We start from the raw sequence: 14071 nt of genomic DNA, 5'->3' as shown, positions 1-14071 counted from the left end.
AGCATAATTTCTGGTTTCATCGCAAGTCCCCTCGCAATGGCTACACGCTGCTGCTGTCCGCCTGAAAGCTGGGATGGATAGGCGTTAGCCTTTTCACCGATTCCTACTTTATCTAAATAATACAGAGCCGTTTTCTTAGCCTCTTCGGCAGACTGCCCAAGTACTTTCATAGGCGCTAACGTGATATTTTCTAAAACCGTTTTGTGCGGATATAAATAAAAATGCTGAAACACCATACCTATATTACGGCGCAGTTTATTAATATTTGTTTTTTTATCCGCAACCAGTATATTATTTACCGTTAACTGTCCGTTAGATCCCCCTCCTAATCTGCGAACAATAATAAATATTTAAATTTTTAAAATATTTGAAATATATTAAAAATTATATTCTTATCCTTAAAATAAAGTCAATAGTTGACAAATTATCTCTTTTTTGTAATCGGAATGAACTACCTTCAAATAAAATATGCTAGAAAAATAAAAGGTTTTGTCGGCACCCACTGATATGTAAGCATACATTCGCTAGGCTGAAGGTACTTGTATAAGCTTAATCAATAGATTATATTAGTTAACGCATATCTTTATACGAATTGTCTTTCATTTTTATCGAGCAGTTCTCTATAATCATACCTACCCCCAATTATCCATCTATGTTTTTATTATATTTATATAAAAAAATCTCTTATCGGTACATTAATAAAAAAAGAAAATACAAATCTCTAGTTGTGTTAGAGGTTCTGACATAAATATAGTAAAATTATATTATCCCCCTAAAAAAACACACGCTTTATTAGCGTGTGTCGTTTGTTATATTTTCCGGACTCATTTGAAAATGAGGATAATCTTTAAAACCTCGCCAATCTCCTCCCCATTCAAACCCTAAATTTTTTGCGATGTCTACAACTTCCATCCAATCAGATTGATTGTTATTATTGCCGTCATATTCCATATCCCAAATAACTTGTCCATCTTTTAACTGAATAGCAAAATCAATAGCTAATCCGTAGTTGTGGTAAGACTGGCCGCCTTTTGACTGGGTCACAATATTGCCTTCTTCCGTCCTGCCTTTTGCATAAAGCTTATCTTGTTCTTCTTTCGAACGAAAACCTTCCGTAATTACAATCGAGATTCCTCGGTCACTTGCTTTTTGAACAAGTTTATTTTTCTTTTCTTCTACAACAGGGTGCAACTCAGTTGCTCCTGAAAAATCTTCTAACGTTGGACCTGGCTTTAACTCATCTCGAAACAAAAACACGAGGCTTAAAGCCGCTATTGCAGCTACCAAAGCTATTCCCCATTTTTTAAGAGTGTTCATCTATATAAAGTCTCCATTCTTTTGTGTTGTTTCTTGGATAAAATCATATCGAATTTCATTTTGTTGTCCAATAAAAGAAATGTACTGTTCACGAAAAGTCTATATATTTTTTCGTTTTTTATCTATTTTCACCATTTTTTCACTATTGGTGGTTACATTAACATCTGTGGACAGCTCTGTACCACACCCCTATAACTTTTAAGGAGTGACAACAGCATGAAAAAGAAACTATTCGGTTATATCATGGCAAGCGGTTTAACACTAGGAGTTATGGCCGCTGCAAATTCCACGGCATTTGCAGCAAGCAAAGATGAAACAAGCTCTTCAACAGTGGTAGAGCGAACAAATGGCAGTACAACAAATACAGATGATGCAACACAACAAAAAGTTGATGATATTATGAAAAAAGCACAAGAAAAATTACAGAAACTCGGAGTAAGCTTGCCTCAGCATAAGGACGGCCCCTTCAGCAATCTAGATGCGGCTACCAAGAAAAAAGCCAAAGCTATTATGGATCAGCTCCGCGATGGCACGCTGACTAAAGAACAAGCCGAAGCTAAATTAAAAGAACTTGGCGTAGATTTTCCTGAACATAAAGGCGGCCCTTTTAGCAATCTAGATGCGGCTACTAAGACAAAAGCTGAAGCTATCATGGATCAGCTTCGTGACGGCTCGCTGACTAAAGAGCAAGCTGAAGCCAAATTAAAAGAACTTGGCGTAGATTTTCCTGAACATAAAAACGGCTCTTTTAGCAATCTAGATGCAGCTACTAAGAAGAAAGCCAAAGCTATCATGGATCAGCTTCACGATGGCTCCCTGAATAAAGAACAAGCCGAAGCCAAACTAAAGGAACTTGGCGTCCAGCTTCCTGCTAAAAAGAAAGATTTTCTAAGTGGATTAGATGCTGAAACAAAAGCTAAAGCTGAAACCATTTTAGAAAATTCCAAAAAAGAAATTCAAAAACTTGGTGTTACAATTCCATTTGAAAAGCACGAGCACACAGCTCAATAACTAAAAAAGCTACTTGGTTGCTGAGAGCCAAGTAGCTTTTTTTATGATGCAGTTTTCCGTCTTACTAACACCATGTATACACCTAATGCTAATAAATCACAAACCATAACTACAATGCCCATCGGCAGTGCATTTTGCCCTCCTCCAAGACCAACAAGAGGAGCTACGGCTGCTCCGAGCAAGAACGGCAGCAATCCTAGAAGCGCTGAAGCACTTCCCGCATTAGAAGCTTGATTTTGCATAGCAAGTGAAAAAACAGTTGTGTTCACAATTCCTACGCTTGATACAACAAAGAAAAGCAAGATGCAGACCAAAATAACGGACATGTGAGTAGCAATCACGGCCACTAAAAGCACGCTTCCAACAGCTGCTTGGAGCAATCCATAAATAAGAAGCGTAGATTCTTTTACTTTACCCGCTAAACGTCCCGTCACTTGAGTAGCTATAATTAGTCCAAAACCGTTAATGGCAAAAACAAAGCTAAACATCTGCGGAGACAGTCCGTAAATGTCTTGAAGGACGAATGTAGAACCTGAGATATAAGCAAACATAGCACTCATAATAAAACCTTGCGCCAGCGCATATCCCACGAAGACGCCATCTTTTAGCAATACGCCAAATGTGCGAAGTGCTTCTGTTAATCCACCTTCTTTACGACGTTCAAGCGGCAGCGTTTCTTTTAAACCAAATAAAACGGCAAAAAACATTAGTGCACCAATCACTGCTAACACACCAAATACTCCTCGCCACGACATAATCGTCAGCAGCTGTCCACCAGCAACTGGAGCTAAAATAGGAGCTAAACCATTTACAAGCATAAGCATGGAGAAAAACTTTGTTAAATCCGAACCTGAGAACAAGTCTCGCACGCTCGCTCTTGAAATAACCATTCCTGCTGCTCCTGCCATTCCTTGAATAGATCGTAAAACGATAAAAATCCAAATAGATGGTGCAAACACGCATAAAATAGATGCAGCCGCATAGGTGATTAATGCTGCAACGAGCGGCTTTTTCCTTCCGCGAATATCACTGAATGGCCCCATTACCACTTGCCCAAATGCCAAGCCTAGTAAGCAAGCTGTCAGACTGACCTGTGCTAAAGAAGCTGAAGTATGCAGTTCTTTCGCAAGCGTCGGAAGTGCTGGCAAATACATATCAATTGATAACGGGCCAAATGCGCTCAGTGAACCCAAGATTAAAATAAATAAAATTCGATTTCCTCGACTTAAAGACATTCCTTGGGAAATACTTTGCTGATTCATCTATTGTTGTCTCTCCCTTCAGCAGTTTTACAATAGTCTCATCTTAAACCCTCCAGCTACTGGATAGTCAAGACATAATTCGAATTTGAATTTCCGTCAGCCGTTCTTCTTCATGATGAGAAATAAATGAATCTACAATTCGCCGAATTAAAAAAGGGCCTTCTGCTTTGTATCCTTCCGCTTGGATAAAGCTCAATAACGCATCATAATAGACTCCTGTCATATCTCTCTTTTCTCTCATATAAATAGATGCATAATTGCCTTCAGGTATTAACCTAACAAGCTCATGCTTAAAAGAAACATCGCTTTCTACTAATAAAAAAATGCCATCGTAATCTGTAAATTGGTGTTTTTTCGTGCTTTCTACCGACAGTATAAACCCTACTTTCCCAATCATAATCGGGGTGATATGGCTAATTTTCTTTTTTAAATCACGTAGCACACTTTCAGTCCCGCCTAGCGTACCTACTTCTGCTTTTACTTGAACAACTTCACGAGAAGAAAGATGCTTAATGAAGGGGACTCCTATTTGGTTAATATGTCTCGTTTCTTCTAATTCTTTCATTCGAGCTGTTAACTGCGCATTCACTCTTTGAAGGTGACGAATTTTCTCTTCTGTTACCTGCTGATATTCCGTCAAGGTTCCAATAAATTCATCCAAACTGCTGTGCTCTATCTTTCTTTTGATTTCTTTTAACGGAACTCCCATCAGCTTTAAATAGACAATGATATCTAATTTCTTAAACTGTTCTAACGTATAATAACGATATCCCGTTTGCGAATCGACTTCATAAGGCTCGAATAGGCCAATTTCATCATAATAGCGAAGTGTTTTAACAGGAATATCGTGCAGTCTGGCCATTTGTCCAATCGTAAATTTGTTTTGCACTATGAATTCACCTTCTTTATGTACAGCTGCCTGTACTTAAAGCAAGCAGCACCTTAATTCTCTTCATTTATTTAATTCCTGTACAAGCTCTTCCACAATAAAATGTGCAGGCAGTTCTTTTGCCATCGAAAATCCCGTCCCTGCCCACAAAGAAGTGTACTCTGGATTATTGATTTGTGTAGCTTTTGTTCGAATAGGCTTTGTCATGTAATGAATATGAGGATATGCAGATGGTGCCGATTTATCATAGGAAATAAAAAAGGAATTCACAAATCCTCTAGCACGTTTACCTGTAAAAGCTTTTGTAACTCCTGTTTCATTAAAACGCTTTTCAATAATGCTTTTTTTATGAAGAGCACTCGCTCCGCTTTCTGGACAACAAATAAAAGCCGTGCCTAACTGGGCAGCAGATGCCCCCTCTTGTAACACACGTTTGATGTCAGACCCCGTCATCAACCCTCCCGCAGCAATCAATGGCTTTTTAGTGATTTGGCGAACTTCTTTTAGCAAATTCATAAGCGGGTAATCCGCAGAGTTCTCTAAAAATGTAGATCGATGGCCGCCGGCTTCAATTCCTTGCAAACATAGCGCATCTGCTCCTGCTCTCAAAGCCACTTCTGCTTCTTGAGGTGTTGTGATCGTAACGAAAATACGGCTTCCACTCTCTTTTAAACGCGCTACAATCTCTCGATTGGGACATCCAAATGTGAAGCTCACAGCAGGTACTCGATGCTTTTGAATGATGTCGAGCTTAGCACTCCATTCATCATCATCATTCTTTGGTATACCAACTTGACACTCCAAATATTCAGCTGCTTTTAATAGTTCTTTTTGGTAACAATCAAGCACTTCAACAGCTACTTTTTCACTTGTCGGAACAAACAAATTGACTCCAAAAGGTTTTTTCGTAAGTGAATGCATCTCCATAATTTCCTGCTCCATTTCACGCGCACTTTTATATCCCGCAGCTAAAAACCCTAGCCCTCCGCTATTGGATACAGCTGCAGCTAGTTTAGGCGTTGAAACTCCTCCTGCCATAGGGGCTTGTACAATCGGATATTTACATATATTTTCCACACTTATCACCTCAGCCTTTTATGCGTTCTCTCTTCATTTTACTATAACCCCAGAAAAAAAAGCCCTCCAAAAGGGCTTTTCTTCCATATATACTTCCTTTTACAAAGGGACTCTCACGCAAAAAACAAGCACTACCTGACTATTCCCTCAAAGATTCACCTATGCGGATGGCACTAACCCCGCAAGGGGAGTGACAGCCGCTTAGGTTTAGAAAGTCAGACCTGATTGTTCTTTGATCAGGTCTGACTTTCTACATCGATTACTTATAGTGGAGGAACTTTACGCACACAGCTTCTGGAACCGTAACGTTAGATTGAAGAAGCGTTAGCTTTCCGCTTTCTTGGTCTCTTTCAAACAGTACCAAGTTTCCTGTTTCTTGATTGGACGCTACAATAAATTGTTCCGTTGGATCCAAAACAAAATCACGCGGCCAGTCACCTTCAGTGCCTGTCCATTCTACGAATGTTAACTGTCCAGAATCCTGATCTACTTTGAATGTTGCAATTGAGTTATGTCCACGGTTTCCTGCATAGACAAAGCGGCCATCTGAAGAAATGTGGATAGCACTCCCTTGATTATTTTCTGTAAAATCAGCCGGAATTGTTGAAATAGCTTGTTGTTGAGTAAAGCTTCCGTTGCTTTCATCATAAGTTAAAAATAAAACTTCAGAGCTGAATTCTGTCATTGCATACGCATAGCGGCCATTTGGATGAAACGTTAAATGTCTAGGGCCTGAACCAACAGATGTAGAAAGGCTGCTGACTTCCTTCAATTTATTCTCTTCCACTTCATATGTCACAATTTCATCAATACCTAGGTCCACGACGGCCACATGCTTTTCTCCAGGAGTAAAATCTGCATAGTGTACATGTGGTTTTCCTTCTTGTCCTTTTTTGAGGTCTGAATGAGGATGTTCCACTACCGATGCTACGTATTCAATTTCTCCTGTTTCTTCATTAACAGAATAAGTCTCAAAGCTACCTTTATGAAAATTAGCAGATAAAACAAGCGTGTTGTCTTCATTCACTGAAACGTAGCAAGGAGGCGCGCCGTCTAGCAGCTGTTTGTTTACAAATTTTAGTTGACCTGTGTTTGGATCAACTTTAAAAGCAGCTACTCCGCCTTTTTCCCCTTCTTTAATAACTGTATAAAGATGTTTGTTGTCTTTGCTTGCATTTAAGTATGTAGGATTTTCAATTTTAGCCACTGCTTTTACTTCTACTAGCTTTTTAGCCTCCGTATCTAACGTAAATGTGTAGACACCTTCACTGTCTGCTTTTGTATATGTACCTGCAAATCCAATAAATTTTCCATGTTCACTCATTTTCCTATACCCCTCCTAAAGAATTGTTTTGTTTCATTTATTTTACTATATCATACCGCATTTGTTATAGAGAATGCTCCAATTCAGCGTTCATTTATCAGTTTTCCCTACATACCTAGCGTCAAACCCTTCCTTTTTAAGCCTGCATCTTGCATTTTCCTACCATTGGGCGTTATGATTAAGGATGATTTTATATCTCCCAATGGCAGAGCAGACGGCTTCTTTATTTCTTAGGTTTTTATAAGGAAGAATGTACTAATGAACAGTGGACTTTCACCGCTACAATTGCTGCTTAACTTTTGTCGTAAAGTTACATCAAAAAAGGAGTGAACAACAATGATCACATTAAAAAGTGAACGCGAAATTAATTTAATGCACGAAGCAGGTAAATTATTAGCTTCTTGTCATAAAGAAATCGCTAAAATGATCAAACCAGGCATAACAACAATGCAAATTGATAAATTTGTTGAAGAGTACTTAGCAAAGCACGGAGCAACGCCGGAACAAAAAGGATACAAAGGATATCAATATGCAACGTGCGCTTCTTTAAATGACGAAATTTGCCACGGTTTTCCAACAAATAAACCATTAAATAACGGTGATATCGTAACCATTGATATGGTTGTAAATTTAAACGGAGGCTTAGCGGATTCCGCTTGGACTCATACCGTTGGAGACATTTCAGACGAAGCACAGCGTCTAGTAGATGTTACATACGAAGCGCTTTTAAAAGGAATCGAGCAAGCACAGCCAGGAAATCGCACAGGTGACATTGGCCACGCTATTCAAAGCTATGTAGAAGGCGAAAACTTCTCTGTGGTGCGCGACTTCACAGGACACGGAATTGGCAATACCATGCACGAAGCGCCTACCATTCTTCATTATGGAAAAGCTGGGAAAGGCACACGTTTAAAAGAAGGAATGGTTATTACTATTGAACCAATGGTGAATGCTGGTACATGGCATTCTAAAATGGACAAAAACGGCTGGACTGCTCGTACAACAGATGGTAAATTATCCGCGCAATTTGAACATACGCTTGCGATTACGAAAGACGGTCCTCTTATTTTAACAGCACATTAAAAAAACAGCCCTTTTGAGGCTGTTTTTTTAATGTAGAGGAAATGTAATAACAAAAATTGTGCCGCGGGAAGACGTAGATAATAATTTAATCTGTCCGCCGTGGCTCTCTAGAATACGCTGAGCAATTGGCAAACCAAGACCTGTTCCACTATCTTTTGAAGTGGAAAATGGCTGGTACAGTGACTTCTGCATATGCACGGGAATTCCTTTTCCAGTATCTTCAATATATAGACAATACCTATCTTCATGGACCTGCGAGTAGATTGTAATGACTCCTTCTCCATCCATGGCTTCCATGCTGTTTCGAATTAAATTATGAAGAACTTGTTTGATTTGTTTTTCATCTACCTTTAGTATATACGGCTGCAATTTCACATCAAATATAAGCTTATCTTTCTCTGTAAATTTGCTTGAGTGAGTAATTAAAGGCAATAGCTCATTAATAATATCCTTCATGCTGACTTTTTTCATCACCGGAGTTCCTGGTTTTGATAACAACAACATTTCTTCAATAATATAATTAATCCTCTCTAGTTCTTTCATAAGGAGCGGGAGGTAAAAACGCTCCTTCTCCTCATCAGAAAGAGACTGATTCATGAGAGATATGAATCCATGAATTACAGCGAGCGGATTACGAATTTCATGGGCGGCTCCAGCAGCCACTTCCCCAACTAGAGCAAGTTTCTCAGACTGATGCATTCGCTTTTCTAATTCCTCGGTATCCGATATATCAATGAAATAAAAAATTCTTCCGATGCTTTCATTCTGTTCATTGAACAGCTGTGTTTGAGAAGCTAAAAAGCAATAGCACCTCTCCTTAGTTCCAAATAACACTTTTTTATTTTCGTGAATTTCTCCCGAATTCAACATGCTCCAAAATTCAGTATTATATTCAGGACATTCTTCAATATAAACGCAAATATCTTTTTCATCGAGATCTAAAAACTGCTTTGCTGAGGTATTGGCAAATATACTATTTGTCTCATCTTCCATCGTGATAATCCCTACAGGCAGTGAGTTTAAGATCTGCTGGCGATACGCTTTATCTTTAATAATCTTCCAAAATGATTCTTCTAAACTAACAGACATTTGATTGATAGACGTTGAAAGCTGCTTCAGCTCGATTTGCTTTGTGTCTTGAAGAACGAGACCGTATTCTCCGTCCGCAATGTCGTTCACCTTTTCAATCATTTGTTCAATTGGTTTCGTTAGGCTCGCACTCATACGATAAGAAGCATAAAGAGAAGCCAAAATAGCACTGACTGTTAAAATCAATAGTAAAATTAATGAATCTTTAATAATGACAGACAGTGTATCTGATAATGTATCAAGTGAATTAACCGTCTCTTCTTTTGACCTATTAATATCCTTTTTTATTTGATGCAGATCCGGCAAATAGTTTTCCTTGAGATAATCTTGTGTACCTTTTATATCCCCGTACTTCAGCAGTCCTTGCACGTTATTAGAAATCTTAAAATCCAACAGCTCAATTTTTTCCTTTAATGGAATTAACGATTTTGGCACAGGCTGTTTATACTTTTCATTGTTTTCAATGACTCGTGTATCATATAATTGATATTCTTCTATCAAAGAGACAGTGGGGTTCTTTAAATTATTTTTCACAATGTATTCTTTGATATTCAGCTGCTCTTCCCAATAAGAAAGCCACACCATCTGAGGAACATCTTCATCTTTAATTTCGTTGCTGACACGATTCATTTTATCAATGGCATGCACTAAAAATAAAGAGAACCCGCTTAACATGAATGTAATCAAAAGAAGAATCGTTAATATTTGGCTACGGAATGACATGTTGCGAAATAATTGATTCATAATCATCTCTTTCTTTTTCATAGTTACTTCGGCTGTGTAGACATTCTAACTTTCGAATATAAAATTTGTTTTTCTTGTTTACTGTACATCGGTCCAAAAGGCGCAAGTTTATAAACACCGTCCCGGGCGTCAAGTTTGATTTCCCCAGACGGAAGGCCCTTTTTACTGAAATAGTCTTTCATGATCGCATTGTAAGCTTGCGGAACATCATTTATCACACTGGTTAAAATAATAGACCTACCCATGTACGCCTGATCATCTAAGTATCCTATTACATAGATTCCTTGTGCTTTCGCTTCTTGAATAACTTCTCGATTATACGAATTTCCTTTAGCATATACGGTATCGACCCCTTGATTTTTCAACTCATGAAGCAGCTTTACTGCTTTTACTCCATCGTCTCGGCTGTTTACAACTCGATAATAAAAAGCAATGGATGAATCATACGCTTTGATTCCTTGTTCAAATCCTGGATTCTTTTCTTTTGCAAATGTATCTATTAATCCAATTTTTTTTGTTTTTGTCTTCATGGCAGCTGCAGTACCTGCCAAATGCTCTATTTTTGTTTGATCAAATGTATATACAGTTTGGTTTTTATACCTTGAAGTGCCGTGAATGGTTACGAAATGAACATGAGGATACTTAGGAGCAAGTTTTGTAAAAACGGTAGAAAATTCTCTTCCATGTCCAATTACGACTTTTGTTCCATTTTTAATAACTTTTTCAGCAGCTTTTTTCATCTTGTTATTCGTATCTACTTCGCTAATAACTTGAGCAGAAACAGGGTACTGTTGCTCAATGTTGATTTTCCCTTTATAAGCTAGGCTGCCCCAGCTTTGATCCGTCAGTACATCAGAGGTGAGAATTGCAACGCTTGTTTTTTCTACTTTTTTTGTCGTTTGCTGACTTATAATCCCTTGGGTTTTCGAAATAATAATAATTAAAAACAAAGCGACAACAATCAGGGCAAGCAATAAAATCAGCCTTAACTGTCTTGATCGTTGCATAGACCTTCTCCTTTTTGTTTAGCATACTTTCATTATATAAAAAAAACATCTAAAAAGACCACATCTTTAACGAAATTCCAACTTTTTTCGACATTCCTTTCATATCGTCCCTTTTTTAACACTTTCACTCCAAAAGAAAAAAGCAGAAAACATCTGTTTTCTGCTTTTGCCTTCAATCTTCGTCTTTTACGTCCATATCTTCAGGAATAGGCTCATTTAGGTACTCTTCAATTTGTTTCTTATACTTTTCCATTTGCTCTAAATGGGTATTAAACTGCTCTTTATTCAATAAATAGTTTTCACCATCAAATACAGCTCGAATTTTCCCTTCTTGGATTAATTTCTTCACGTATTCTTCAGGAAAAGATAGATACTCTGCTACCTCTTTTATCGTTAAATACATTCTGCTCCACCTTTTTATACGTTGTAGTGTACTTCTTCTGTAGCTTTAACCATTAGCTCATATTGACGCAAGCGAAGCTGGAACAATGTTAATGGATCATAGTAAGCTTCAGGGTTGGCTTTCATATGACTTAACACGTCTTGATTTTCATTAATATGCGCCTGTGTTTCTTCAATTGTTTCTTTTAAAACCTCTTTTGGCTTTTCAAAGAACAATTCAATATCAACTTCTAAATTTTTCTCAAACAGATTAAACTGCATAAAAAACTTTGTCAGCATAGATTGCGTGATATCTTGATAGTCTTGACTTTCAATGTACTTTTTATATTGATTATAAAGCAGCGTTTGGTTTTGAAGAATTGAAGAAAACAGTTTTCCTGCTCCTTTTAACAAGAGCTGCGTTGGATTAACGCGAAGTAAAATATTTTCTTCATCCAGCTGAACGCGATTAGCCATACGATTAACGTCTCGACGCCAGTCGTCCAGTACTTTAAAATCGCAGGCTAACGTTAATTTTTGCTCATTGTACATCTTATTTAATGACTCTGCTAACTCTTCGATATCTACTTGACTCGCAATCAGCTCTTCATTTGATGTAGCAATCCAATCTTTTAACGAAAGGCGGAACTTAGGCAGGACGTCTTGCTGCAAGTGCTCTTCCACGCGCATGTTCATTTGCTTATTCAGTTCAATATGAACTGTACTAAAATCACTGTCTTCCTTCACTAACTCTGAAGATTTTTTGAGTAAACGGGGAATTTTATTTTTTAGCTTTTTGCTAATATCCTCTTTGATGCCGTGATAAGCCGAAACAATACTACTTGCTTTTTCTTGCTCTAAGTCGTTCACTCGATGCAAGAAGCCATTTAATCGACCAAGCATATCCTCGTTCCATTTAATGCTTTCAATCAAATGATTTTCTGTTTGATTTCTCTTTTCCACTAACCTCTTCAGCATGCTTTGAATGAAGAACAGCAGTCTGCGCGCACGCTCTTCTACTCCAACGTCGTTTGGATCGTAATAGAAATTAGCTTTAATAAACTGAGCCAAGTCTCCGTGGTGCTGACTCGATACGTAGTGAGGCGTATAGGCTAATACATGTGCCTGCGGGAAATCAGCTCCAATGCTTGCTTCAAATTCTTTTGTAATTCGCTCAATCGTTGCTTGATTATAAAGACTATCCATATTATTGACAACAAAATGAACTGGCGTATTTGGCGCATGCTCTTTAATCTGGAGCAATAATTCTCTTTCTTCGTCAAGAAGTGATTCTTTTGCATCAAGCACAAACAGTAAACCGTCTGCTAAAGGAGCATATTTAAATGCATCTTGCTCACTAGCCTCTTGTTCTGTAAAGCTTGGCGCAACAATGCATGAACAATTATGCTTATCAAGGAATGCAAAAGGCTTTTTCACTTCTACAATCGCTTCGTGAGGAGATTGCTCCGCTCCATCAATCGCGTCCAGTGGAACAATGTCTTGATGAGCGATTTGCTGGATAGATTCTTCATCATCATGAATGAACACAAAGGTTGATTTATGATTTTGCGGTACTTTTTCTTCGGTAATAGATTCCACAAATGAAGAAATTGCGGCATTTGTTCCGGTAATTAATAAGTGTGTCGTATGAGCATCTAATAAAAAATCCACCCACCATTTAAATGTATGGCCCACTTCTAAACCATTTTCATTGGCCCATTTAATAATGCCATGACAAAGCTTGTAGTGGTATTCAAGACCATCAATGTCGTTACGCGCCTCAAAAATTAACCTGCCGGCATTTTCGATGGTAATGGTATCAATAGTCGACGGAAACTTTTCATTCCATGAAAGCACGGCCGCAGACGGAAATAACGCACGTGACTTATTTGTAATTTTAAGCCAGTTTGTTAATACATTAGGAATAACTTCATGCAATTCTTTTACAGAATGATCACTTTCCATTAGGTCGGTATACGTCTCTTGATAAAGAGTAGAAATCTCCTGCCAATAATCATAGAGGCTCACTTCAATATTCAAGAAAATATCATTGATGGTTTTAATCCAAGCAAGGTAAGGTGGCTGACTCTTATATTGTTTCCATAAAGCTGAGACAAGCTGTTTGAAATACACTTGATCCACTTTGTAAAATGAAATCATCACTTGATAAAAATAGTTAGGGATAAAGTTTGCTGTATATCCTTTATCTACATAAGTCTTTAATATTGCAAACCAATTTAGCGATTCTGTTCGAATACACTCATCTACTGCAAGCTCCACTGCGCTGTTAAAATCTTCTTGCTCTTCATAAAATTTGCGGGCAATCGCCGTGACATTTGGATAATCCGGCTGAGAAGCAACCAGCTCGTTAATGACTTCGTAAGCTCGTTCAATATTATTATAGTGCGTATAAAGGGAAAACAGCTTTAGCGCTATTTCAGCTTTTAATACTTTTGAATCCGTTTCAATGGACAGGTAAAGCTCTTCAGCTAGCGTAGACAATCCCAATTCATAGTGCGCGTCAGCTGTATTTTTCTTTGCCCACAGCTTAAATTCGCCGTTTACATTCTCCCACTTAAAAATTGCAGATTCAAAATCTTGATTATGGAAGTATACTTCTCCCTGTGCTAAGCGAATAAGCGATAAGTCGTACCACTCTTTTTGCTGCTCTTCGTAGTAGGCTTGTCCAAGGACTTTTACAGGCGGCTGATTTTCATTTTCTTTCATAAACGTTTCGTAATATTTCTTTTTGGTTAACTGATATTCTACCGTCATATAGTCTCTCCTTTTTGATGTCAATGTCTTATGTACTCTACCAAATTCCCTTTTTTATACTTTTCATACACGATATTTTCTTACTCATATTTTACGCAAAAAAAGCCTCAAG

General features: G+C 38.0%; 11 protein-coding genes and 1 pseudogene. 2 read left to right on the top strand and 10 right to left on the bottom strand.

The features are described from left to right. Together ACLHDF_RS32110 and ACLHDF_RS32105 are read right to left on the bottom strand one after the other, a co-directional pair. Positions 1-317, bottom strand: a pseudogene (locus tag ACLHDF_RS32110) (ATP-binding cassette domain-containing protein); the annotation flags it as partial. Between the two features lie 475 nt (positions 318-792). Continuing rightward, complete coding sequence (locus tag ACLHDF_RS32105) at positions 793-1317, bottom strand: M15 family metallopeptidase (protein ID WP_413920485.1); 525 nt, start codon at positions 1315-1317, stop codon at positions 793-795. A 216-nt stretch (positions 1318-1533) separates the two neighbouring features. On the opposite strand from ACLHDF_RS32105, the gene ACLHDF_RS32100 reads away from it, so the two are divergent. Continuing rightward, positions 1534-2328, top strand: coding sequence for a hypothetical protein (locus tag ACLHDF_RS32100; protein WP_413922359.1), 795 nt, complete (start codon positions 1534-1536; stop codon positions 2326-2328). 41 nt (positions 2329-2369) lie between these two features. Here the strand turns inward: ACLHDF_RS32100 and ACLHDF_RS32095 are convergent, their stop codons facing one another. The 4 genes from ACLHDF_RS32095 to ACLHDF_RS32080 form a co-directional block, all read right to left on the bottom strand. Further along, positions 2370-3590: a multidrug effflux MFS transporter gene (locus ACLHDF_RS32095; protein ID WP_413922358.1), complete on the bottom strand. Its 1221-nt coding sequence runs from the start codon at positions 3588-3590 to the stop codon at positions 2370-2372. Positions 3591-3657: 67 nt separating this feature from the next. Further along, positions 3658-4479 carry a MerR family transcriptional regulator gene (locus tag ACLHDF_RS32090; RefSeq protein WP_413922357.1) on the bottom strand — a complete coding sequence of 274 codons (822 nt, stop codon included), beginning with the start codon at positions 4477-4479 and terminating at the stop codon, positions 3658-3660. A 63-nt stretch (positions 4480-4542) separates the two neighbouring features. After that, positions 4543-5556, bottom strand: coding sequence for a nitronate monooxygenase (locus ACLHDF_RS32085; RefSeq protein WP_413922356.1), 1014 nt, complete (start codon positions 5554-5556; stop codon positions 4543-4545). A gap of 259 nt (positions 5557-5815) precedes the next feature. Beyond that, positions 5816-6880, bottom strand: a complete 1065-nt coding sequence (locus ACLHDF_RS32080) for a lactonase family protein (protein ID WP_413922355.1) — start codon at positions 6878-6880, stop codon at positions 5816-5818. 336 nt (positions 6881-7216) lie between these two features. On the opposite strand from ACLHDF_RS32080, the gene map reads away from it, so the two are divergent. Beyond that, complete coding sequence (gene map / locus ACLHDF_RS32075) at positions 7217-7963, top strand: type I methionyl aminopeptidase (RefSeq protein WP_413922354.1); 747 nt, start codon at positions 7217-7219, stop codon at positions 7961-7963. Between the two features lie 27 nt (positions 7964-7990). Here the strand turns inward: map and ACLHDF_RS32070 are convergent, their stop codons facing one another. From ACLHDF_RS32070 to ACLHDF_RS32055, 4 genes are all read right to left on the bottom strand, one after another. Beyond that, entirely contained in the window at positions 7991-9796 is a 1806-nt protein-coding gene (locus ACLHDF_RS32070) for an ATP-binding protein (RefSeq protein WP_413922353.1), read from the bottom strand. Between the two features lie 23 nt (positions 9797-9819). Further along, positions 9820-10803: a BMP family ABC transporter substrate-binding protein gene (locus ACLHDF_RS32065; RefSeq protein ID WP_413922352.1), complete on the bottom strand. Its 984-nt coding sequence runs from the start codon at positions 10801-10803 to the stop codon at positions 9820-9822. A 172-nt stretch (positions 10804-10975) separates the two neighbouring features. Next, on the bottom strand, positions 10976-11206 hold the full coding sequence (locus ACLHDF_RS32060; RefSeq protein ID WP_413922351.1) for a helix-turn-helix domain-containing protein: 231 nt from the start codon (positions 11204-11206) through the stop codon (positions 10976-10978). A gap of 14 nt (positions 11207-11220) precedes the next feature. Next, on the bottom strand, positions 11221-13959 hold the full coding sequence (locus tag ACLHDF_RS32055; protein ID WP_413922350.1) for a tetratricopeptide repeat protein: 2739 nt from the start codon (positions 13957-13959) through the stop codon (positions 11221-11223). Positions 13960-14071: the final 112 nt, after the last annotated feature.

Origin of the sequence: Priestia megaterium (assembly GCF_046599315.1) — a bacterium.
Classification (GTDB): Bacteria; Bacillota; Bacilli; order Bacillales; family Bacillaceae_H; genus Priestia; species Priestia megaterium_F.
Note: the sequence above shows the minus strand (reverse complement) of the source record. Positions and strands in the feature narration are given on the sequence as shown.

Coding starts and splice junctions, on each gene's coding strand:
- ACLHDF_RS32105 (WP_413920485.1), bottom strand. CDS start 1,317: ATGAACACTCTTAAAAAATGGGGAATAGCTTTGGTAGCTGCAATAGCG.
- ACLHDF_RS32100 (WP_413922359.1), top strand. CDS start 1,534: ATGAAAAAGAAACTATTCGGTTATATCATGGCAAGCGGTTTAACACTA.
- ACLHDF_RS32095 (WP_413922358.1), bottom strand. CDS start 3,590: ATGAATCAGCAAAGTATTTCCCAAGGAATGTCTTTAAGTCGAGGAAAT.
- ACLHDF_RS32080 (WP_413922355.1), bottom strand. CDS start 6,880: ATGAGTGAACATGGAAAATTTATTGGATTTGCAGGTACATATACAAAA.
- map (WP_413922354.1), top strand. CDS start 7,217: ATGATCACATTAAAAAGTGAACGCGAAATTAATTTAATGCACGAAGCA.
- ACLHDF_RS32070 (WP_413922353.1), bottom strand. CDS start 9,796: ATGAATCAATTATTTCGCAACATGTCATTCCGTAGCCAAATATTAACG.
- ACLHDF_RS32065 (WP_413922352.1), bottom strand. CDS start 10,803: ATGCAACGATCAAGACAGTTAAGGCTGATTTTATTGCTTGCCCTGATT.
- ACLHDF_RS32060 (WP_413922351.1), bottom strand. CDS start 11,206: ATGTATTTAACGATAAAAGAGGTAGCAGAGTATCTATCTTTTCCTGAA.
- ACLHDF_RS32055 (WP_413922350.1), bottom strand. CDS start 13,959: ATGACGGTAGAATATCAGTTAACCAAAAAGAAATATTACGAAACGTTT.